Raw genomic sequence first — 20,044 nt, 5'->3', positions numbered from 1 at the left:
GATAGAAAGTTCGTACACAACAAATACAGGAATGGCCTTTAAAGGAAAAGAACTACGCAACCCCAAAACGGGGCAGAACATCCGCTTCGTCCGGACGAAGGCGGATACCAACGGTGAACTTCTCGAAATGATCACCACCTACGAGACGGTCTCCAAAGAACCCGTTCCACATTATCACCCCACCCAGGACGAATACTTTGAGGTGCTGGAAGGGGAAGTGACGGTCCGGCTGGCCGGCGGTCTCCGGGTGCTGAAGGCGGGCGACCAGCTGCATATCGCTCCGAAAACCGTCCATTCGATGTGGAACAACACCCGGAACCGAACCGTCCTGAACTGGAAGGTCATGCCCGCGCTGGATACCGAATATTTTCTCGAAACGGCCAACGGCCTGGTCAACGACGGGAAAACGAACGAGACCGGAACGCCGGGCCTGCTGCAGGTGGCGCTGATGGTAAACCGGTTTAACCACGTCTTCCGGCCGGCGAAGCCGCCCTTCGGCGTTCAGAAGGTGGTGTTCGGTATCCTGTCTCCGTTTGCCCGGCTGCTGGGGTATCGATCCACTTATCCCCAATACATCGACTAATTCCGGTAACCAGGCCGAAAGGGGTTTGTGAAACTGATGTATTTAAATAGTTTTGTGGCTAAACAAATAAAGACATGGAGGAATACCACACGGGAAAACGGTACACGGTTCAGGAGTATTTCGATCTGGAGGAAGTCAGTGATATCCGGCACGAATACTACAGGGGCGAAATCTTCGCCATGGCCGGTACTACACTGAATCACAATGATATAGTTGAAAATGTAAAACGCCGGGTGAAAGACCATTTCGCGCCCAAAGGATGCAGAGTCTTGTCGGAAAGCATCAAACTGGAGGTGATCAAGGCCGCCTACTACCCCTATCCCGACCTGATGCTGACCTGCCACCCGGAGGACGTTCAGGCCGAATACGTCATTGCGCGGCCGAGCCTGATCGTGGAGGTGCTTTCCAAATCGACCGAGGACGTGGACCGTGGATTCAAATGGCAGCACTACCAGACCCTTCCTTCCCTCCGTCATTATCTGCTGATTTCGCAGCGGGAGGTCCGGGCGGAGCTGTTCAGCCGCAACAGCGATTTCTGGAAATATGAGGTCTTCGAGGACCCGGACCAGCTAATCCGGCTGGATCACCTCGACTTCACACTTTCCTTGTCGGAGGTGTATGCCCATATCGTCTTTCAGGAGGAGGAAGTCTGACCGATCCCGGAATTCCGCCTGCCGTTTTCCGCTTCATTCAACGGTATTCGCCAAACATCCTTTCCGCGTTTTGGTTACATAAGCAGAATTGTGAAACAGGCAATTGTGCTGAAAACGTTATGGAAAAGGCAGACAAGAAAGAGAATATTTTCAAAACGATCTGGACGCTTCTGGTGGGTTCGTACAATGGATTTACGGATGACCGGGGGCTGAAGCTGAGTGCCTCGCTGGCCTATTATACCGTTTTTTCCCTGGCCCCTTTGCTGGTTCTGGTTATCTCGATGGCCAGTATTTTTCTGGGGGAAGAGGCCATCCAGGGCCAGATTTTTTCCCAGATCAATGGGCTGGTTGGGAATGAGGCCGCCAAACAGATTCAGGATATGATCAAGAATGTTCAGCTTTCAGGAAAGACGAACATCGCCCTGATTTCCGGGATCGTCACCCTGCTGATCGGTGCAACCAGTATTTTCGTCGAGATTCAGGATTCGATCAATATGATCTGGCGGGTCAAGGCGAAACCGAAGCGGGGCTGGCTTAAAATGCTCAAGGACCGCTTGTTATCTTCTTCGCTGATCATTAGCCTCGGCTTCCTGCTGCTGGTTTCGCTGATCGTGAACGGGGTGGTTCTGGCCCTGAGCGACACACTGACGCGATTCCTGCCGGACGTGGCGGTCATCGTGGCTCAGGTTCTCAATCTCGTCATCAGCTTCGTGGTGATCACCATCCTGTTCGGGGTCATTTTCAAAGTGCTGCCCGACGCCAAGATCGCCTGGAAGGACGTTCGCTGGGGGGCCATCTTCACCGCACTGCTGTTCATGCTCGGCCGGTATCTGATCGGGCTGTACATCGAAACCACCAGCACCGGCTCGGCCTACGGAGCGGCCGGTTCACTGATCGTGATTCTGGTCTGGATCTATTACACGGCCGCCATCCTTTATTTCGGTGCCGAGTTTACCCAGGTCTACGCCGAACATTACGGCATCAAGATCGAGCCGGCCGATTATGCGGTGTACGTCGAACAGACCGAGAAGGAGAAGCAGGTAGGCGAACTGCCTCCCCAGCGCAATACCGAAAAAGTCGGCTGACGGTCAAAATCAGGCCGGTTATCGTAACCCGTGGTAACCGTATTCCTTCCTCAGGATTTCCTTGACGATCTCCTGTTCCTCGTAGTTGAGACCGTTGATCGTCAGTTCCTGGGCGTTGGAATCGACCGAGATGGAAAGACGTTCCTTGTGGGAGATGGGAAGGCGCTTGTCGATGACTTCCTGCGCATCCTGCTTCAGGGTTTCCTGCGGGTTCAGCATATTCAAATATTATTGGAAAGGCCCGCTTGATCGGGCCTTTCCGGTTTTATTGGCTATCCTTTTTTCTGTTCTTTCGCCCAGGTGTCCTTCAGGGTTACCGTGCGGTTGAAAACCATCCGGTCGGCCGAAGTATCCGGATCGACGCAGAAGTAACCTTTCCGCATGAACTGGAACCGCTCGCCGGGGTGCACTTCCTGAAGGGAAGGTTCCACATAAGCCCGAACCACCTCCAGGGATTTCGGATTGATGAAATCCTTAAAATCTCCCTCTTCGGCGGAGGGGTCCTCTACGGTCAGCAGCCGGTCGTACAAACGAACTTCCGCTTCGAGGGCGTGGGCCACCGACACCCAATGGATGGTCCCCTGCACCTTCAGGCCGGAGGTGTCCGAGCCGCTGCGGCTTTCGGGAATGTAGGAGCACCGTAGTTCGGTGATCTCCCCGGTTTCGTCCTTCACCACCTCCTCGCACTTTATGATATAGGCGGCTTTGAGACGAACCATTCCCCCCGGCGACAGGCGGAAATATTTCTTCGGCGGGTTCTCCATGAAATCGTCCCGCTCGATGTATACTTCCCGGGAGAACGGCATCTGGCGGTTCCCGCTGGCCGAGTCTTCGGGGTTGTTCTCGATGGAGACGGATTCCACCTGGCCTTCGGGGTAGTTGGTCAGAACCACCTTCAGCGGCCTTTCGTCCACGACGGCCATCACCCGGTGGGTGGTTTTATTCAGTTCCTCCCGGATGCAGAATTCCAGCAGACCTACATCGATCAGGTTATCACGACGGGCAATCCCGATCCGGTCCGCGAAATCCCGGATGCTGGCGGGGGTATAACCGCGTCGGCGCAAACCGGCGATGGTCGGCATGCGGGGGTCGTCCCAGCCGCGCACGTGCCCTTCATTCACCAGCTGGAGGAGTTTCCGTTTGCTCATAACCGTATAGGTCAGGTTCAGCCGCGAAAACTCGATTTGCCGGGAAGGGAAGATTTCCAGCTTTTCGATATACCAGCCGTACAGCGGGCGGTGCACCTCGAACTCCAGGGTGCAGAGCGAATGCGTAATGCCCTCGATGGAGTCCGACTGGCCGTGGGCGAAGTCGTACATCGGGTAGATGCACCAGGCGTCGCCGGTCCGGTGGTGATGCGCGTGCTTGATCCGGTACATGATCGGGTCGCGCAGGTGCATATTGGGGGAGGCCATATCGATCTTCGACCGCAGGACCTTGGCACCGTCAGGAAACTCTCCCGCCCGCATCCGGCGGAACAGGTCGAGGTTTTCCTCGACGGAGCGGTTGCGGTAGGGGCTCTCCTGGCCGGGCTCGGTGGGCGTTCCCTTCTGGGCCGCAATCTCCTCCGCGCTGGAGTCGTCGACGTAGGCCAATCCCTTCAGAATCAGTTTTTCGGCGAATTCGTACAGCCGCCCGAAATAGTCGGAAGCGTAGAATTCATTTTCCCAGTCGAATCCGAGCCAGCGAACGTCGGCCTTGATGGATTCGACGTATTCGGTATCTTCCGTGACGGGGTTGGTATCGTCGAAACGAAGGTTGGTTTTTCCGCCGTATTTATCCGCCAGCCCGAAGTTGAGACAGATGGATTTGGCGTGTCCGATATGCAGATAGCCGTTCGGCTCGGGCGGGAAGCGGGTATGCACCCGGCCTTCGTTCCGGCCGGCGGCAATATCATCTTCTACTATTTGTTCTATGAAGTTGAGCGAACGTTCCTCCGGAACTCGATTGTCCGCTTCTCTGGGAGCTTCAGTCATACCTAACGGTCAGGTTGTAACGGATGCTAAAATACGCGGTTGATGCGGCTTTGACAAACCGCATCCGCTAAGGACCGACGATAAATCGTTCAGTGAACAACAATCAGGAAGCAGCGGGAAACGACGTCCGAACCGGGTCAGTTCCGACGGCCCATTTCGTCCCGAATCTTGGCGGCTTTTTCGTATTCTTCTTTCTTCAGCGCTTCGTCGAGCGCCTGCTGGAGTTCGTCGTAGGTCATGTCCTTCAGCTGATCGGAAAGGGAACGGGACGAGCGCCCGGACGATTGGGGCACCAGTTCTTCCTGTTCTTCTTCGGCTTCATCGGCCGCACTGGCCGTTATGCCCGCTTCGGATAGGATGCTTTCGTAGGTGTAGATCGGAACGTCGAAGCGAATGCCGATGGCGATGGCATCGGAGGGACGTGCGTCGACGACGGTTTCGTGGGTGCCGTCGGTGCAGACGATGCGGGCGAAGAAGATTCCCTCGCGAAGGTCGGAAATGACGATCTCCCGAACGGTAAACCCGAATTTTTCGGCGAAGGATTTAAAAAGGTCGTGGGTCATCGGGCGGTTGGGCACAATCTTCTCGATCTCGATGGCGATGGCCTGTGCTTCGAACATACCGATGATGATCGGCAGCCGTCGGTTGCCGTATTCCTCCCCCAGAACCAGCGCAAAGGAGCCGGATTGCGACTGGCTGGGTGATAAACCTAAGATTTCAAGTCTGATCTTCTCCACGACGCAAAGTTAATAGAGTTTGGCAATTTAGGGGATGGGGAGTTTAGGAGTTTTTCGGGTTTGCAAAAAAACCTCAACGCCTGAACTTCCCACCCCTAAACGCGTTTTACTTCCCTTCCACCGCTTTCGTCAGGCGAGGCAGCACGTCGAACAGGTCGCCCACGATGCCGTAGTCGGCCGATTTAAAAAACGGTGCTTCCGGGTCTTTGTTGATAACTACAATCACCTTCGATGAGTTCACACCGGCGAGGTGCTGGATGGCCCCCGAAATGCCGCAGGCGATGTACAGATTGGGGCTGATCTTGATGCCGGTCTGCCCGACGTGCTCGTGGTGCGGACGCCAGTCGAGGTCGGAGACGGGTTTGGAACAGGCCGTGGCGGCATGCAGCGCGTGGGCCAGGTTCTCCAGCATGGCCCAGTTCTCGGGCCCTTTCATGCCCCGACCGCCCGATACGACGATGTCGGCTTCCGGGAGCAGCACCTCCCCCGTAGCTTTTTCGGTACCGGTCACCCGGACGGCGAAGTCGGCGTCGTTCAGCGTCGGCTGGAAGGACTCCACGGGGGCGTCGGCTTCGGTTTCCTCCGGGGTAATGGTATTTTTTCGGATGGCCAGAATCTTCGTTTCGGCCGTCAGTTCCGTAAAGGCAAAGGCTTTTCCGGTGAAGATGCTCCGCTTGACCCGGAACCCGTTCGAGAGGTCGGGGAGGTCGGTGACGTTGGCGGCCAGACCGGCTTTCAGTTTTCCGGCCAGCCGGGCGGCCATTGCATCGCCCAGTGAGGATTTGGCCAGGACGATCACCTTTGCCCCCTCCCTTCCGGCGGCTTCGGCCACCACACCGGCATAGGCCATCGGGTTGCCGTCGTTCAGCCGGGCATCGGCCGCATGGAGGACTTTTCCGGCCCCGAACCGCCCGGCTTTCGCCAGTTCGTCGGGGGCGGCTTCCCCCAGCACGAGCGCCGAGGTGGTGGTACCCAGTTGTTCGGCCACTTGGGAGCCGTAGTATACTGCTTCAAGGGATGACTTCTTCAGCGCTCCCTCATCCAGTTCGACAAAAACTAATACGGACATTATTACTGAATGTTGTAAGGTTGGGAAAAAGGAGGTTGGAGAGTTTAGGAGTGGTAGTTAACCCCCAACCCCTAAAATCTATAACACTTTCGCTTCGGTTCTCAGGAGCGAAATGAGGGTTTCGGCTTCCTCGGCGGGGATCATTCGGACGGCGCCACGCGGGGGGGGAAGTTCGTAGCCGGCCACTTTGGTAAGCGTGTCGTTCCCGGCCGGTTCCACCACTTTCAGCGGTTTGGTCCGGGCCGACATGATGCCCCGCATGTTCGGAATCTTCCATTCGGCAATCGGCTCCTGGCAGCCCAGCACCAGCGGCAGGGTGGCTTCGAGTTCGTCCTTGCCGCCTTCGATCTCGCGGGTGATCCGGGCTTTGCTGCCTTCGATATCCAGCTTCATGACCGGCGAAATGGAGGGGAGGCCGAGCATTTCCCCAACGATGCCGTGGACCTGACCGCCGTTGTAGTCGATGGATTCACGGCCCATCAGGATGAGGTCGTAGGCGTTCTCGCGGGCGATGGCGGCAATCTGTTCGGCCACGAAAAAGGCATCGGTCGGGTCGGCGTTCACCCGGATGGCGTCGTCGGCGCCGATGGCGAGGCACTTCCGGATCACCGGTTCGGTATCGGCTTCCCCGACGTTCAGAACCGTAACCGTACCCCCGTGTTGTTCCTTCAACTCGACGGCCCGGGAAAGGGCGTAGTCATCATAGGGGCCGGTGATGTACTGAACGCCCGCCCTGTTCAGTTTGGTGTTGTTATCGGTGAAGCTAATTTTGGTGGTAGTGTCCGGTACGCTCGTGACACACACTAAAATTTTCATACTTTTTGGGATTTAGATGTTTACTCTTCGGCGGCTAAATTACAAAGTTGTCGGAATTGAGCCGTATGCTTGCATACTAATTTATAAAAAATATGAATGATAACCGAATTCAGCAGCTGTTAAGTTTCATACAGGAACAACCGGACGAGCCTTTTAATGTTTATGCCCTTGCCATGGAATACCTCGAAGAGCAGCCCGGGCAGGCCCTTCATTATCTGGAAATGCTGCTGGAACAGCACCCGCATTATCTGCCGACCTATTACCAGGCCGCCACTTTTTATGCCGCCCAGGGGGACCGGTCCAAAGCCGATATGCTCTTCCAGCGGGGCCTCGAACTGGCCCGGGATCAGGGAAACGACAAGACTTTTCAGGAACTGAACCGGGCCTACCGCGCCTTTCAGGACGAAGATGCCTGGTGACGGCCGGGCGTCGGGGGCGCGGATTCAGTAGGAGAAGGGCGTTGGCTGCTTATTAGAACGTATTCTCACAAACAGCATGAAAAGACCTTTTTTATTGACCGTAGCCGCAGCCATGCTGGCTTTTACGGCCCTGGGGCAGAAGTTCGGCGGCACGCTGAAAGAAATGCCCGGCATGGTGTCCTACACGATGCGGAACGAATTTTCGAAGGACGTTCCCGGAACGCTCGACAAGATCAAAGCCATGGGCATCACCAACATGGAGTTTTCCAACCTGTTCAAACAGACGGCCGCCGACATCCGGAAGGAACTCGACGCCCGGGGTATGCGCTGCACCAGCTTCGGCGTCGGGTACCCCGATCTGGAGAAAAATATGGAAACCGTCATCGCGAATGCCAAAACGCTGGGCGCGAAATACGTCCGGGTGGCCTGGATTCCCCACGAGGGCAAGTTTACGCCGGAAATGGCGAAAAAGACCGTGGATGATTTCAATCGGTTCGGGAAGCAGCTGAAAGACAGCGGGTTGATGTTCGTCTATCATAACCACGGATTCGAGTTTGAACCGTATGAGAACGGCACCCTGTTCGACTATATCGTGCAGCAGACGAATCCGGATTATGTCAACTTCGAAATGGATGTACTCTGGGTGTATTTTCCCGGCCAGGACCCGGCGGCCCTGCTGAAAAAATACCCGACGCGGTTTAAGCTGATGCACCTGAAAGACCTCAAAAAAGGCATACAGGGGAATATGTCGGGCGGCACGCCCCCCGAAAACGACGTGGCCCTCGGCAGCGGTCAGATCGACCTTCCGGCGGTTTTGAAAGCCGCCCGAAACTCCGGCATCGAATATTATTACATCGAGGACGAAAGCCCCTCGGCCCAGCAGCAGGTCCCGCAGAGCATAGCCTACCTGAAATCCATTTAATCAATAAGTGACCCAAAAAAGCCGGAATCTCCAGCGGGATTCCGGCTTTTCTTTTCGTAATTACCTGCCTAACCATGATGGAAACCGAATGACCTCCTCCCAGCTTCCCCAGGCGTTTAGTCATCCCTACGAATTTGCGCCCGAGTTTAAAAAGTCCGTCGCCTACTTCTCCATGGAATTCGCCGTCGACCAGGCGCTGAAGACCTATTCGGGCGGGCTGGGATTCCTGGCCGGCTCGCACATGCGGAGCGCCTTCGAACTACGGCAGAACGTGATCGGAATCGGCGTCCTGTGGAAATACGGTTATTATGACCAGATCCGGAAAACCGATAACGCGATGGATGTGCTGTTCCGGGAAAAGATTTATTCCTTCCTCGAATACACCGGTATCCGGTTTACCATCGAAGTGCATCATACCCAGGTGTGGGTGGAGGCCTATTTCCTTCCTCCCCATGTTTTCAATACGGTGCCGATGTTTTTCCTGACCACCGACGTGGAGGGCAACGACTGGCTTTCCCGTTCCATATCCTACCGGCTCTACGACAGTATCGTCTCGGCCAAGGTCGCGCAGTGCATGCTGCTCGGCATCGGGGGCGCCCGCCTGCTGGACGCGCTTAACTACGAGCCGGAGGTCTATCATTTCAACGAGGCTCACGCCATTTCGGCGGTGTTTCACCTGTACCAGAAGTTCGGGAATGCGGAAGAAATCCGGAAGCGGATGGTGTTCACCACCCACACCCCTGAGGAGGCCGGCAACGAAAAACACGACATCAACCAGTTGAACGTCATGAGTTTCTTCGGCAGCGTCCCGCTGGAAACCGTTCGGGAATTTACCGGCATTCAGGACGGCGTATTCAATCATTCGCTGGTGGCGCTGCGGCTCAGCCGAAAAGCAAACGGGGTTTCCAAACTGCACGGCGAAGTGTCGCGGCATATGTGGGGGTCTTTCAGCGGTATCCCCGAAATCACCCACGTGACCAACGCTCAGAACCACCGGTACTGGGCCGACCCCGTGCTGGACGGAGGGCAGAAAACCGGCGACGCCGAAACCGTGGCGTCCCGCAAAAAAGACCTGAAGAAGGCCCTGTTCGAAATCGTAGCCGACCAGACCGGCAAGCTGTTCGACCCGAACGTCCTGACCATCGTCTGGGCGCGCCGGTTTGCCGGTTACAAACGGCCCGACCTGCTTGTCCAGGATGCCGAACGCTTCGATAAACTGATGCGGAACGCCGGCTATCCCATCCAGTTCATCTGGGCCGGCAAGCCGTATCCGACCGACGCCGGGGCCGTCAACACCTTCAACCATCTGGTGTATCTGAGCAATCTCTTCAAAAATATGGCGGTTCTGACGGGCTATGAACTGGGATTGTCGCGGGCGCTCAAATGCGGGGCGGACCTCTGGCTGAATACGCCCATCGTCACCCGGGAAGCCTCCGGTACGAGCGGGATGACGGCCGCCATGAATGCGGCCCTGAATTTCTCCACCTTCGACGGCTGGGTCTGTGAGTTTGCCGAGGACGGAAAAAATTCATTTATCGTGCCGGTGGCTCCGCCCGAGTTTTCTCCCGAAGACCGTGACCACCACGACCGCAGCCACTTCTTCCGGCTGCTGGAAGAAACCATCCTGCCGACCTATTATGAACGCCCGCAGGATTGGAATGGCCTGATCCTGAATAGTATGCGGGACGTCAACGCCTTTTTCGGCTCGAACCGTATGGCCACCGAATATTACGAGAAGCTGTACTGAGAATCAGACCGGGAGGCTGGGCGGACGGTAGTCGTGGTAGATGCTGCTCAGCCCGCCCAGTTTGGCCCGACCCCGTTGGTCGAAACGCAGCCGGTCGATGCCGAGCAGGATGGTATCTTCCAGCGTCACCACCCGGTAATCGGGGCGGAGGGTGCCGCCGTATTCACCCGGGCGGGCCGTCGGGTCCCATTGGTATTGGGGGTCCACGAGCGTACCCCGCGGGTACATGATGGCCGGCCGGCCTTTCCCGATCAGGTTCAGGTCGGAAGGGTGGCCGTCGGGGGTGCCGGGAACCAGCCCCCACAGGTGGCCCATCTCGTGGGCCTCGGTGGTGGAGTTTTCGTAGCCGACATTGTCGAGCCGGAAAAAGCCGGTATTGGCGTTCAGACCGTCCACGTAGGAGATGCCGCCCAGCGGGTTGTCGGTGGCCGGTTCAATGCGGATGAAATAATTTTTATAGTCCAGGTTGTCGTGGATGTACCGCTCGGCCGGAATGCCCGGTTCCAGCGCCCGGCCCTTGATGCGGAACCGGATCAGGTATTCCCGGTCGTCGAGACTCAGAATCACCTCCGGCCCGTTCCAGAGCCGCTCGATATTGCGGGCGATCCGCCGTGCGATTTCATGGGTGGCGGCCGAGCCGTAGAAAAACAGGGCCGCGTAGACGGTGATGGTTTTGGAAACCTCGTCTTTGATCACGTTCTGATTCCCGTGTATTTCCGAAAAACTGATCAGGGCAAGCGACATGACATCCGGTCAGATTCGGGCGACCAACTCCTTCATGATCACCGTCAGATCCGGTTCCGCTTTTCCCACCGTAGCCAGGATGGTTTCGATTTTCACTTTTTCGAGCGTTTCCGGGATGCAGAGATCGCTGATCACCGAACAACCGAACACCCGCATGCCCATCTGATGGGCTACGATGACCTCAGGCACCGTCGACATTCCGACCGCATCCGCACCCCAGTTCCTTAACATCCGGTATTCGGCCCGGGTTTCGAGCTGCGGGCCGGTCACGCTGACGTAAACGCCTTTCCGGAGGGCAATCGACCGTTCTTCGGCAATCTGTTCGGCCAGCCGGATCAGTTCGCGGTCGTAGGGATCGCTCATGTCGGGAAAACGATCCCCGAAGGCGGGGTGGTGGTGGCCGGTGAGCGGGTTCTGGGGCAGGAGCAGGCTGATATGGTCCTCGATGAGCATCAGGTCGCCGGCCTGAAAGGCGGGATTCATCCCCCCGGCTGCGTTGGAAACCAGCAAGGTGCCGGCTCCGAGCCGGTTCATGACCCGAACCGGAAACGTTACCTGCTGCATGGAATACCCCTCGTAATAATGCAGCCGGCCCTGCATCACCATCACCCGTTTTCCCGCCAGCGTTCCCATGACCAGTTTCCCCGAGTGAAACTCGACCGTGGAGAGCGGAAAGTGGGGGATGGTTCCGTAGGGAATCTCCACGTCGATCTGCATCTCCCGGGTCAGGGCGCTCAGGCCGGTGCCCAGAATGATGGCCACGGTGGGGGGCGGAAGTTCGAAGGCGGAAATGAATTGGGCGGCTTCCTGAATCTGTTCAAGCATAGAATCCGAAGGTTGACGAGGGGATAGAGGATGATCCGCAATGATACGCAGGAGAAACCGGATTCTACACCCTGAACGCTCTATTTTACCGGTTTTCCGATGTTTTTTCCGGCTACGAACCCCGTGGTCCAGGCATTCTGGAAGTTGAATCCGCCGGTGATGCCGTCCACGTCCAGAATCTCTCCGGCGAAAAACAGACCGGGGTGAAGGCGGCTTTCCAGCGTCTCGGGGTCGACGGTTTTGAGGCCGATGCCCCCGCAGGTGACGAATTCTTCCTTGAAAGTACTTTTCCCTGAAACCGGAAAGACGCTGTTGGTGAGCAGGTTGACCATCCGGTTTTGCGGTTTGGCGGGCAGCTCGGCCCAGCGCATGGCTTCCGAAACCCCGGCTTCGGTGGCCAGGGCCGCCCAGAGCCGACCCGGCAGGCCGAACAGCGACTGGCTGAGGACCCGCTTTTTGGGGTGCTGGTTCCGAAAGGTCTGTAACTCTTCGCGCACCTGGGTTTCGTTCAGGGCCGGCAGCCAGTTGATGCGGAGGTCGTGCCGGTAGTTCAGCCCCGCCAGTTCCCGCGCGCCCCAGGCCGACAGCCGCAGCACCACCGGGCCGCTGAAGCCCCAGTGCGTGATCAGCAGCGGTCCGCGTTCCTCCAGGGCCGTCCCCTGAATCCGCACCGCAGCGTCGGCCACCGACACCCCGGCCAGCGCCAGCAGCGGATTCCCCGGCGTATTGAACGTAAAGAGCGACGGCACCGGCGGCACGAGCGCGGAGCCGGAACCGGGTACCCAGCCGTAGGCCGGAGCCTGCGGAAAGCCGCCCGCAGCGATGAGCAGCCGGTCGGCCCGAATGACTTCCCCGGAAAGTGTAGTAAGTTGGAAGCCTGTCGCGTCCGTCCGGATGGTTTTTACCCCGCAGCTGGTCCTGATCGCCACGTTCAGCCGCCGGGCTTCGCGGAGCAGACACTGGATGATGGTTTCCGAAGAATCGGTGGTCGGAAACATCCGGCCGTCCGCTTCGGTTTTGAGGGGGACGCCCCGGCTTTCGAACCAGCGGACGGTATCGGCCGCGTCGAACTGTTTCAGCAGCGGACGCAGGAAAGGCCCGCCCCGCGGATAGTGCTTTACCAGCTGCCGGTGGTCGTAGCAGGCATGGGTCACGTTGCAGCGGCCCCCGCCCGAAATCCGGACCTTGTTCAGGAGGGTGTTGTTCTTCTCCAGGATGAGGACGCGGGCGTCGGGAAAGGTTTCGGCAGCGGTGACGGCCCCGAAAAAACCGGCGGCCCCGCCCCCGATAACGACAATATTCAGCATCAATACCAGTTATTCAATGTATTTGTAACTTCGCCCCATGTTTTTTCGTTCGTCCTACCGTTCCAGACGTTTTTCCCGGCGTGGTTTCCGCCTGCGCGGCAACACGCTCATCCTGCTCTTTGTCTTCTTTCTGATCGGTCTCTTTCTGCATTATGGCGGGAGAACCCAGCCGGTGGTGGCTTTCTGGGACGACCTGAAAGGGCTTTTGGGCATCAAGTCGCGGACAGAGGTCCGGAAAGACAACCCGTATAAAGCCCCTGAACCGCAGGGCCGGAGCGGCTCCGAAGACGTAGCCACCGACGAACGACCGGAGGGCGAAGCGACCGCAACCCGGCACGACGCCCGGCTGAAGCTGTTCGATTTTGAGAAACAGGCCGATTTCATCCTTCCAGCCCGCTCCGCCGGTGACCAAGTCATCCGGCACGAAGGCTACACGCTGCGCTACCGGGATGATTTCGAGCAGGCCGACTGGGTGGCCTACCCGCTGCTGGAGAACGAACTGGAGGGCGACGCCGACCGGAAAAACGAGCAGTTCCAGCCCGACCCGCTGGTCGAAACCGGCACGGCGCGGTCGTCGGACTACAGCCGTTCAGGTTACGACCGGGGCCACCTCGCCCCGGCGGGCGACTTTAAGTTCTCGCAGCGCATGATGCGGGAAACGTTTTTCATGAGCAACATCAGCCCGCAGGTACCCGACTTCAACCGGGGCATCTGGAAAGAACTGGAAGAGACCGTCCGGACCTGGGCCGTGCGCGATAAGGGACTGTATGTGGTGACGGGGCCGGTGCTGCAGCCGGGGTTGAAGAGGATCGGAAAAGGCACGAAGGTGGCGGTTCCTCTCTATTATTATAAGGTGATTCTGTATTGCAACAACCCGACCATCCGGATCATCGCCTTCCTGATGAAAAACGAAGGCTCCGAGCGCTCCCTGAAGCAGTTCGTGGTGCCCGTGGATCAGGTCGAACAGCAGACCGGCATCGATTTCTTTCCACTCATTCCAGACGCGCTGGAGCAGCGTCTGGAGAGCGCCCGGCCGTCACAAACCATCCCGGAGTGGTTCAGTCTGTGATGTCAGTTGGTAGGGGGAAAAAACCATTTCACCCCTCAAAAGCCGCACTTTATTGTTTTCGCTGTTTCGTTCGGCGGGATCGGTGACTTACTTGTACCCGATTTCAATACGACAAATACGACACGAAACCGCCATGCTCCATCAACTGTCCTCTTTCGGTTCCTTGAAAGCAATTCTCAACGTTGTTCTGAACGGCGAAAAAGAAGCCATCGAGATCATCTGCCACCGGATGGGGGTCAGCCAGCAGGACCTGTACCAGTATGTGTGTCAGGCTCTGGACTACGGCATCGGGTATGCGCCCGACCAGCGGCTGGCCGAACAGGCCCGCACCATCGTCCTGCGCCGGCTCGACGCTCATCAGTCGGTTCAGATCGAGGACGTGGCGGAGGAGATGGGACTTTCGGTCCGGTCGCTCCAGCGCCGGCTTCAGGGCGAGGAGCTTACCTTCCGTGAAATCATCGACCAGGCCCGCCGGGATGTGGCCCTCCGACTGATCCGCACCAGCCGCCATAACATCAATGAGATCGCCAGCGTAATGGGGTACGACGAGCCGAGCTCGTTCCGGAGGGCGTTCAAAAAATGGACCGGCCAGAACCCGAAGGCTTATCAGATGGTCGTGAACTGAGGTTCGACCAGATTCTCGTGCCCTACCTTCATCAGATACGTTTCATCCCCGACCGAAAACCGGACCGTCAGAGGATGCTTCTCCGCCGGGCGTCCCGTCGGTAACCAGCCTCTTCCGGCTTTGGTCAGGATCAACAGGCCGCGATCGTCGCCGACGGCCGTAAACGCGTCGAGGACCGGCCCTTTCCGGAAATAACTCAGGCCGTATTCCCGGCAGATGCGCTCCCGCTCCGTTACTACCTCGTCGACCGGAATCCCGATCTCCCTGATTTCCGAAATAGCCGCCGGGCTGAACGGCCGGTTTGAATCCGGCAGGTCGCGGTGGGCGATCAGTTCCAGAATATTTCCGGCCGGATCGTGGAAATAAAACGCCTGGGCGTTCCAGTTGTCGAAGTCGGCGATCCAGCCCGCGGCCGAAAACGGCAGCAGCGGGGTGCGGGCGGCCAGCCAGCGGTAGGCGTCCTGAAGGTGAGAAGCCGGTACCCCGAAAGCGAAGTGGTAAAACGGCCGGCATTCCTGCGTCAGACAGAACGTCAGCGTCGACGGCCCGACCCGGAACGACCGGTGGAAGGCGCTGCGGCCCGATACCGGAAAATTCAGGATTTGGGAATAAAAAACCTCTGTCTGGTCGAGGTCGTTGGTCAGCAGGTGGACTTCTTCGATGTTCATGGTATGAGAAGGGGTAACCCCGCGGCCACCCCTTTTTTACAATCTGCCTTATTTCCGTGCCTGAAGGTCGGTCAGCCATTGTCTGGCGAAGGTGCGGGCGGCCATCACCGGCTCGCGGCCCATCCGGAACAGCATTTTCCAGTATCCCGGTTTGTTGCGGTATTCCGGGTTCACGAACTCCAGCGTCGACCCCTGTTTTTCCAGTCTGGCATTGAAATCCACGCTTTCGGCCAGGGTGATGAAGTCCGTCAGCCGTTGCTTCAGCACCGTGTTCAGGCTCGGGGCGGCCTTGTATTCGGCCAGCCGTTTCTTATATTCCTCCGCATCCTGCTTCGATTTGGCCAGATCATCCTCCGCTTCGACCAGGCCCTGGTTCATCTGGCGGGTCATCATGGCGTCGAAGTTGGCGATATACTGCTTCTTGAACTCTTCCGGTTTGGTTTTCGACAGCGCCTGAATGCGCTTCAGTTCGGCCAGTTCTTTCGATTTGGCGGTTTTTTCGGCTCCCTGCAGCCCGGCCACTTCCTGTTCCATGACCTGAATCTGACTGCCGATCATCATCGCCAGCATTTCGGGCGTCATCGGCTTCATGCTTTCGCTGTAGGAAGAAACCGCCTGCGTGTATACGTTGCGGACTTCGCCCATGGTCGTCGAAGCCGCCTGGTTGGCCTGAAGAGTCTGCTCATCGCTGACGTTGTATTTCCGTTTCAGGTCTTCCTGGTACCGGCTTTTGAAATCGTTGGATTCGACATACATCCGGACGACCTTGCCCATGGCCTGGACTGCGCCGGCCCGGGAGGCTTCCGGAATTTTTTTGGCGAGCTGCCGGACGCGGTAGTCGTAGTCGACCTGCCAGTCTTTGCTGTTGACGTTGGTCGCCACCACTTCCTTCACCTGATCCAGGGTCAGGCCGAGGTCGGCGACAATGTCACCGGGCCGGGCGGAAATCCACCCGGCACCGGCAACGATGAACGCTACTACAAAAAAGTTCTTCTTCATGGCGGTCAGAATTTAGCGGTCAGACCCAGTTTCAGAACGGAAACCCCGTAACCGATTTCACCGAAACCGCCGAATTTCTCGGAGAACATATACCGGCCGCCCACGTGGATACCCAGGAAAGCGCCGTTGCCGTAAGGGCTGTAATAGTCATTGTTATACCCGTAGTTGTCTTTGTAGTGCGAAGTCCGGGCACCCAGGGAAATCCCCGCATACGGGTCGAATTTGTCGCCGTCGATGTTCAGAATGTCCCCGAAATGGTAGGAACCGCGAACCCCGAAAAACAGGAACGTGTAGTTCCACTTATAGCCGCCGTAGTTGTAACCGTAGCGGGCGAAGTCGAACGAGCCGCCGACGGAGATGTTTTCCCTGATGGTGTATTCGAAGGAAGCCCCGATCGGAACCCCGCGGTAGGTGTAGGAACCGAGGCCGAAACCGGCGTTCAGGAACATATCGCCCTTTTCGACGGTCTGGGCTTTGGCGGAAGGCATCAGGGCAATGGCGATGGCCCAGGCAAGGAGAGTAAGTAATGTTAATTTTTTCATGTCAATTGGTTGAATCGGAAGGGGCCGCAGCCCCACCGGGTAGTTTAAAAAGAGGAGTAGGTTTTCAGTTGAAATTATTCGCAGCCCCATGAGACCGGCTGGGTGGGCGAAGGCAGCGGAAGTGATTCGATCTGGGCGTAATGCACCGGACGGGTGGCGTGGTTGGAGCGGTCCTGGAAGGGCGATTTCCGGCTCTCGGGCCGGTTCGCTGCCTTCCCGCCGAAGACCTGACGAGTGAAGCGTTTCATGGTGTTTTTTCTTAGTAGTTGTTGTTTACGAATCCCCGACCTGTTCCGTCGGTTTGTATGACAAAGATACCTCGAAATGGCGGGTTGGAAGGTGTCATTTCCTACCCGAAAACGGGCATTTCACGACAGATTCCTACCTTTCGCTCAGTCGGCTCCGGATGCGGTGATCGGGTATACCCGAACCTGCCCGACCGGCTCGAATCCGGCCCGAAGGTAGATGCCCAGACCGTCCGGCGACGCCTGCAAAACCGCCTGTTTCGCCCCGAGCCGGTGAGCTTCTTCCATCAGAAAACGGAACATTTCCGAACCGTAGCCGTGGCCCCGCCGGTCGGCCCGGGTGGCGATGTCATAAATACCGGCGGCCTCATCGGACCGATAGATCGTGCCGGTGGAAACCACCTCGTCGCCGACACGGCCCAGATACAGGCGGTAGGGCTGGTTGGGATGGTGAAGGGGAGCAATCGTACGGTAATACCGGCGCACGTTTCCGGCTTCGGGATGGTCTCCGAAAAGCCCCGCCAGAAGCCCCGCGAAGGTTTCATAGTGGTCCGGTGTTTCGACCGGGAAAATGCGAAGCCCGTTTTCCGGGGAGGAGGCAGGCAACGGCCGGGTCAGGTCGGCCCACATCGCCACGTTGGTTTCTTCCAGGAGGAACCCGTGTTTTTCCAGATACCGGTCCAGCGTCGGTGAAAAATCCGGCTCCCAGCACCAGAGTGCGGCCGGAACCGCCCTTTCCCGAAACCGCCGGACGGCCCCTTCAAAAACCGCCTGCAAGCTTTCGGACCGGCCCGTCCGGGTCACCACGACGTTGAACGTATCGGTGGGCATACCGGTATCGACCAGCGTGAAATCGTCGGTTTCTTCGACGACCATGCCGGAAAGCCGGCGGGCGCAGCCGGTGGATTTGGCGATGAAATTCCGGCGGACAAGTTCGAGCAGGGGCTGATTCATGAGCGAGTAAAAAGAGCCGGCCTGAGATCCCACCGGTTTCCGGGGCGGGAATCTCAGGCCAAAAGTAGCGTTTTCGCGTTTTCCGAGAAATATGGCATCGGCCGGCTTCGGAGCGCCCGGCCGACCGAAACCGGTTACCAGCTGACCGCCTTGAACGAACTGTCGTTGATGAACAGCCAGACTTTGCCGTAGCTGTCGGGCTTGAATTCGTAGCGGAACACCTGGGTTTTCAGTTCTTCCGGCCGGGCTTTGCGGTCGAAATTCTGACCCGACGCGCAGTTGTAATACCCACGGAACCGGCCCTCGGAAGGCGTCAGGGTGAAGGTGCCTTCCTCCTCGTTGAAATCCACCTTGCCTTTGGTCCAGCTGAGGGCTTCCGTCCGGCAGCCGTAGTTGTTGGCGGTGCCGATGAAGTACATTTCATAGCGGCCGTTGCCCTTAAAATCGAAGGCTACCGACTGCTCGTAGGCGTTGCCCTGATAGCTGCCGTCGTACCCCCAGAATTCGGTCATAGAGAAGTTGCCGTGCAGCCATTGCCCGACCATGTTGTCGGGGACGAAGCCGCCCGGGCCGATGTCTCCGTCTTTTTTGCAGGACGTTACGCTGACCATCATGACCACCAGCAGCGGCATGAACAGTCTGGAAAGAATCATTTTCATGGTGTGTATGATAGAATTGGAGTTGGTTTCGGCGGGCCTGGTCAGGCGGCCAGTTTCCGGGCGCGCAGGGCTTCCCGTACCGGTTGGCGCAGCGGCTCGCCGAGGACTTCGGAAATGTATTTTTCACAGAGTTCCAGCGGCTGGTACCGGGCAAATTCGGCCCGCAGCTTCAGCACGTTTTCCCGGTAGACCGGATCGCCGAGCACTTTTTCCACGCTCCTGCGGATCCGGCGGGGGCTGGGCGTTTCGGTCCGGAGATTGACACCGACCTTAAAGTACCCGACCCGGGCGGCAATTTCGCTCTTGCCTTCGTGAATACCGGCAGCCACGATGGGCAGGCGGTTCTGGATGCCGAGCATTACTCCTCCATAACCGGCATTGGTCACGTACACGTCCGCGTGCGGCATGATTTCCCGAAAATCGATAAAGTCTTCGATGATGAAGTTATCGTCCGGAAAACGTTCGCGCAGTTCGGCCGTCCGTGAACCGCCGGTGGTGGCGATGACGAGCGTATCGGTGCCCTGGAACGCTTTCAGCGTCGGGACGATGATCTTTTCCGGGTCACGTTCCACCGTCCCCTGCGTAACGAGAACCACCCGTTCATACCGGTTCAGCCGCTCGAAATCCCGGAAGCTCCCCTTCGATCCGGCGCTGTAGGGCATCAGCGGCCCCACGAACCGGACGTTCGGACTCATGTCGCTCCGGGGGTACTCGAAGCCCGGCACTCCGCTCTGGAGATACAGGTCCGGCTGCCGGATAAAGGTATCGAAAACGAAATCCTTCGTGGGCTCGAGTCCGTACTGGCGCAGGATGCGGTTGTTCAGTTCGGTGCATTCCCTGAAGAGGACCTGCGTCGTCATGAAGCGCATCAGAGCGTGTTTCCAGCGGCCGAACAGGCTCAGGGCGGGTTCGAGGCCCATGCCCGCCGGCGGCAGGTCCCGGGAGGTTTCGGACAGCGGCACGATGCCGATGGTCACCACCGGAATGTTCATCAGGCGCTTGATGATCGGCCCGGCGGCAAACATCGTGTCGCAGATGACCAGGTCGAACGGAAATTCCCGGCGGATTTCGGTCAGGTCCTCGACAAACTCCGGGGCCCTTTTCAGGAAAACGTTGCTGATGTCGAACCGGATACGGGCGATTTTGCCCCTGATCCTTTCCCGTTCCGGAAATAATTCTTCGAAGTTTTCCTGGTTGACGACCATCGCCTTCCGGAAAGGGAACACCGGGATGCCGATCTTTTCGGCCCTGGACACGTACTTTCCGCCGGTGTACCAGCGCACGTCGTGGCCCAGGTCCAGCAGGTGTCTGGCCAGACCGGTCAACGGGTTGAAATGCCCGTCGGCCGGTATGGTGGCAAATAGGATTCGCTTGGTGTTCATTGACGTATTTGTTGTAGC

At 57.9% G+C, this 20,044-nt stretch carries 23 protein-coding genes; 8 read left to right on the top strand and 15 right to left on the bottom strand.

Annotated features, from left to right (window positions below; genetic code table 11):
* Positions 1 to 31: 31 nt before the first annotated feature.
* The 3 genes from DX909_RS18840 to DX909_RS18830 all read left to right on the top strand — a co-directional run bounded on the left by DX909_RS18840 (position 32) and on the right by DX909_RS18830 (position 2,321).
* Complete coding sequence (locus DX909_RS18840; protein ID WP_128546763.1) at positions 32 to 583, top strand: cupin domain-containing protein; 552 nt, start codon at positions 32 to 34, stop codon at positions 581 to 583.
* Between the two features lie 74 nt (positions 584 to 657).
* Positions 658 to 1,236: a Uma2 family endonuclease gene (locus DX909_RS18835; RefSeq protein ID WP_128546762.1), complete on the top strand. Its 579-nt coding sequence runs from the start codon at positions 658 to 660 to the stop codon at positions 1,234 to 1,236.
* A 119-nt stretch (positions 1,237 to 1,355) separates the two neighbouring features.
* The gene (locus DX909_RS18830; protein ID WP_128546761.1) at positions 1,356 to 2,321 is read left to right on the top strand and encodes a YihY/virulence factor BrkB family protein; all 966 of its coding nucleotides are present in this window, start codon (positions 1,356 to 1,358) and stop codon (positions 2,319 to 2,321) included.
* Positions 2,322 to 2,339: 18 nt separating this feature from the next.
* Here the strand turns inward: DX909_RS18830 and DX909_RS18825 are convergent, their stop codons facing one another.
* The 5 genes from DX909_RS18825 to DX909_RS18805 form a co-directional block, all read right to left on the bottom strand.
* Complete coding sequence (locus DX909_RS18825; RefSeq protein ID WP_128546760.1) at positions 2,340 to 2,540, bottom strand: hypothetical protein; 201 nt, start codon at positions 2,538 to 2,540, stop codon at positions 2,340 to 2,342.
* 53 nt (positions 2,541 to 2,593) lie between these two features.
* The gene (locus tag DX909_RS18820) at positions 2,594 to 4,297 is read right to left on the bottom strand and encodes a glutamine--tRNA ligase/YqeY domain fusion protein (protein ID WP_128546759.1); all 1,704 of its coding nucleotides are present in this window, start codon (positions 4,295 to 4,297) and stop codon (positions 2,594 to 2,596) included.
* A gap of 137 nt (positions 4,298 to 4,434) precedes the next feature.
* Positions 4,435 to 5,034: a bifunctional nuclease family protein gene (locus tag DX909_RS18815; protein WP_128546758.1), complete on the bottom strand. Its 600-nt coding sequence runs from the start codon at positions 5,032 to 5,034 to the stop codon at positions 4,435 to 4,437.
* 106 nt (positions 5,035 to 5,140) lie between these two features.
* Complete coding sequence (locus tag DX909_RS18810) at positions 5,141 to 6,103, bottom strand: electron transfer flavoprotein subunit alpha/FixB family protein (protein ID WP_128546757.1); 963 nt, start codon at positions 6,101 to 6,103, stop codon at positions 5,141 to 5,143.
* Between the two features lie 78 nt (positions 6,104 to 6,181).
* Positions 6,182 to 6,919: an electron transfer flavoprotein subunit beta/FixA family protein gene (locus DX909_RS18805; protein WP_128546756.1), complete on the bottom strand. Its 738-nt coding sequence runs from the start codon at positions 6,917 to 6,919 to the stop codon at positions 6,182 to 6,184.
* Positions 6,920 to 7,011: 92 nt separating this feature from the next.
* Between DX909_RS18805 and DX909_RS18800 the strand changes: the two genes are divergently transcribed.
* The 3 genes from DX909_RS18800 to glgP all read left to right on the top strand — a co-directional run bounded on the left by DX909_RS18800 (position 7,012) and on the right by glgP (position 10,007).
* Positions 7,012 to 7,338, top strand: coding sequence for a tetratricopeptide repeat protein (locus DX909_RS18800; protein WP_128546755.1), 327 nt, complete (start codon positions 7,012 to 7,014; stop codon positions 7,336 to 7,338).
* A 76-nt stretch (positions 7,339 to 7,414) separates the two neighbouring features.
* A complete protein-coding gene (locus DX909_RS18795) occupies positions 7,415 to 8,260 on the top strand; it encodes a sugar phosphate isomerase/epimerase family protein (protein WP_128546754.1) in 846 nt (281 codons plus the stop codon).
* Positions 8,261 to 8,348: 88 nt separating this feature from the next.
* The gene (gene glgP / locus DX909_RS18790) at positions 8,349 to 10,007 is read left to right on the top strand and encodes an alpha-glucan family phosphorylase (RefSeq protein ID WP_128546753.1); all 1,659 of its coding nucleotides are present in this window, start codon (positions 8,349 to 8,351) and stop codon (positions 10,005 to 10,007) included.
* A gap of 3 nt (positions 10,008 to 10,010) precedes the next feature.
* On the opposite strand, the gene DX909_RS18785 is transcribed toward glgP, so the two are convergent.
* The 3 genes from DX909_RS18785 to DX909_RS18775 form a co-directional block, all read right to left on the bottom strand.
* The gene (locus DX909_RS18785; RefSeq protein WP_128546752.1) at positions 10,011 to 10,751 is read right to left on the bottom strand and encodes a peptidase M10; all 741 of its coding nucleotides are present in this window, start codon (positions 10,749 to 10,751) and stop codon (positions 10,011 to 10,013) included.
* Positions 10,752 to 10,760: 9 nt separating this feature from the next.
* The gene (locus DX909_RS18780; RefSeq protein WP_128546751.1) at positions 10,761 to 11,576 is read right to left on the bottom strand and encodes a purine-nucleoside phosphorylase; all 816 of its coding nucleotides are present in this window, start codon (positions 11,574 to 11,576) and stop codon (positions 10,761 to 10,763) included.
* An 80-nt stretch (positions 11,577 to 11,656) separates the two neighbouring features.
* Positions 11,657 to 12,883 carry a BaiN/RdsA family NAD(P)/FAD-dependent oxidoreductase gene (locus DX909_RS18775; RefSeq protein ID WP_128546750.1) on the bottom strand — a complete coding sequence of 409 codons (1,227 nt, stop codon included), beginning with the start codon at positions 12,881 to 12,883 and terminating at the stop codon, positions 11,657 to 11,659.
* A 37-nt stretch (positions 12,884 to 12,920) separates the two neighbouring features.
* Here DX909_RS18775 and DX909_RS18770 point away from each other — a divergent pair, with 37 nt between their 5' ends.
* Positions 12,921 to 13,952, top strand: a complete 1,032-nt coding sequence (locus tag DX909_RS18770) for a DNA/RNA non-specific endonuclease (protein ID WP_128546749.1) — start codon at positions 12,921 to 12,923, stop codon at positions 13,950 to 13,952.
* Positions 13,953 to 14,115: 163 nt separating this feature from the next.
* Positions 14,116 to 14,577, top strand: coding sequence for a helix-turn-helix transcriptional regulator (locus DX909_RS18765; RefSeq protein WP_164851338.1), 462 nt, complete (start codon positions 14,116 to 14,118; stop codon positions 14,575 to 14,577).
* Here DX909_RS18765 and DX909_RS18760 read toward each other — a convergent pair.
* The 7 genes from DX909_RS18760 to DX909_RS18735 all read right to left on the bottom strand — a co-directional run bounded on the left by DX909_RS18760 (position 14,559) and on the right by DX909_RS18735 (position 20,026).
* Entirely contained in the window at positions 14,559 to 15,245 is a 687-nt protein-coding gene (locus DX909_RS18760; RefSeq protein ID WP_128546747.1) for a VOC family protein, read from the bottom strand. The two genes, DX909_RS18765 and DX909_RS18760, sit on opposite strands and share 19 nt — an antisense overlap.
* 48 nt (positions 15,246 to 15,293) lie before the next feature.
* A complete protein-coding gene (locus DX909_RS18755; protein ID WP_128546746.1) occupies positions 15,294 to 16,244 on the bottom strand; it encodes a hypothetical protein in 951 nt (316 codons plus the stop codon).
* Between the two features lie 5 nt (positions 16,245 to 16,249).
* The gene (locus DX909_RS18750) at positions 16,250 to 16,786 is read right to left on the bottom strand and encodes a hypothetical protein (protein ID WP_128546745.1); all 537 of its coding nucleotides are present in this window, start codon (positions 16,784 to 16,786) and stop codon (positions 16,250 to 16,252) included.
* A 74-nt stretch (positions 16,787 to 16,860) separates the two neighbouring features.
* On the bottom strand, positions 16,861 to 17,034 hold the full coding sequence (locus DX909_RS29600; RefSeq protein WP_164851337.1) for a hypothetical protein: 174 nt from the start codon (positions 17,032 to 17,034) through the stop codon (positions 16,861 to 16,863).
* 144 nt (positions 17,035 to 17,178) lie between these two features.
* Entirely contained in the window at positions 17,179 to 17,985 is an 807-nt protein-coding gene (locus DX909_RS18745) for a GNAT family N-acetyltransferase (protein ID WP_128546744.1), read from the bottom strand.
* A gap of 134 nt (positions 17,986 to 18,119) precedes the next feature.
* Positions 18,120 to 18,644, bottom strand: a complete 525-nt coding sequence (locus DX909_RS18740) for a hypothetical protein (protein ID WP_128546743.1) — start codon at positions 18,642 to 18,644, stop codon at positions 18,120 to 18,122.
* 41 nt (positions 18,645 to 18,685) lie between these two features.
* On the bottom strand, positions 18,686 to 20,026 hold the full coding sequence (locus DX909_RS18735) for a nucleotide disphospho-sugar-binding domain-containing protein (protein WP_128546742.1): 1,341 nt from the start codon (positions 20,024 to 20,026) through the stop codon (positions 18,686 to 18,688).
* Between the last annotated feature and the right edge of the window lie 18 nt (positions 20,027 to 20,044).

This window comes from Larkinella soli (genome assembly GCF_003703975.1).
Classification (GTDB): domain Bacteria; phylum Bacteroidota; class Bacteroidia; order Cytophagales; family Spirosomataceae; genus Larkinella; species Larkinella soli.
The sequence above is the reverse complement of the archived record's forward strand: the minus strand, read 5'-3'. Positions and strand labels throughout refer to the sequence as shown.

Coding starts and splice junctions, on each gene's coding strand:
- DX909_RS18810 (WP_128546757.1), bottom strand. CDS start 6,103: ATGTCCGTATTAGTTTTTGTCGAACTGGATGAGGGAGCGCTGAAGAAG.
- glgP (WP_128546753.1), top strand. CDS start 8,349: ATGACCTCCTCCCAGCTTCCCCAGGCGTTTAGTCATCCCTACGAATTT.
- DX909_RS18755 (WP_128546746.1), bottom strand. CDS start 16,244: ATGAAGAAGAACTTTTTTGTAGTAGCGTTCATCGTTGCCGGTGCCGGG.
- DX909_RS18825 (WP_128546760.1), bottom strand. CDS start 2,540: ATGCTGAACCCGCAGGAAACCCTGAAGCAGGATGCGCAGGAAGTCATC.
- DX909_RS18785 (WP_128546752.1), bottom strand. CDS start 10,751: ATGTCGCTTGCCCTGATCAGTTTTTCGGAAATACACGGGAATCAGAAC.
- DX909_RS18750 (WP_128546745.1), bottom strand. CDS start 16,786: ATGAAAAAATTAACATTACTTACTCTCCTTGCCTGGGCCATCGCCATT.
- DX909_RS29600 (WP_164851337.1), bottom strand. CDS start 17,034: ATGAAACGCTTCACTCGTCAGGTCTTCGGCGGGAAGGCAGCGAACCGG.
- DX909_RS18840 (WP_128546763.1), top strand. CDS start 32: ATGGCCTTTAAAGGAAAAGAACTACGCAACCCCAAAACGGGGCAGAAC.
- DX909_RS18745 (WP_128546744.1), bottom strand. CDS start 17,985: ATGAATCAGCCCCTGCTCGAACTTGTCCGCCGGAATTTCATCGCCAAA.
- DX909_RS18780 (WP_128546751.1), bottom strand. CDS start 11,576: ATGCTTGAACAGATTCAGGAAGCCGCCCAATTCATTTCCGCCTTCGAA.
- DX909_RS18800 (WP_128546755.1), top strand. CDS start 7,012: ATGAATGATAACCGAATTCAGCAGCTGTTAAGTTTCATACAGGAACAA.
- DX909_RS18795 (WP_128546754.1), top strand. CDS start 7,415: ATGAAAAGACCTTTTTTATTGACCGTAGCCGCAGCCATGCTGGCTTTT.
- DX909_RS18740 (WP_128546743.1), bottom strand. CDS start 18,644: ATGAAAATGATTCTTTCCAGACTGTTCATGCCGCTGCTGGTGGTCATG.
- DX909_RS18770 (WP_128546749.1), top strand. CDS start 12,921: ATGTTTTTTCGTTCGTCCTACCGTTCCAGACGTTTTTCCCGGCGTGGT.
- DX909_RS18820 (WP_128546759.1), bottom strand. CDS start 4,297: ATGACTGAAGCTCCCAGAGAAGCGGACAATCGAGTTCCGGAGGAACGT.
- DX909_RS18775 (WP_128546750.1), bottom strand. CDS start 12,883: ATGCTGAATATTGTCGTTATCGGGGGCGGGGCCGCCGGTTTTTTCGGG.
- DX909_RS18830 (WP_128546761.1), top strand. CDS start 1,356: ATGGAAAAGGCAGACAAGAAAGAGAATATTTTCAAAACGATCTGGACG.
- DX909_RS18735 (WP_128546742.1), bottom strand. CDS start 20,026: ATGAACACCAAGCGAATCCTATTTGCCACCATACCGGCCGACGGGCAT.
- DX909_RS18760 (WP_128546747.1), bottom strand. CDS start 15,245: ATGAACATCGAAGAAGTCCACCTGCTGACCAACGACCTCGACCAGACA.
- DX909_RS18805 (WP_128546756.1), bottom strand. CDS start 6,919: ATGAAAATTTTAGTGTGTGTCACGAGCGTACCGGACACTACCACCAAA.
- DX909_RS18835 (WP_128546762.1), top strand. CDS start 658: ATGGAGGAATACCACACGGGAAAACGGTACACGGTTCAGGAGTATTTC.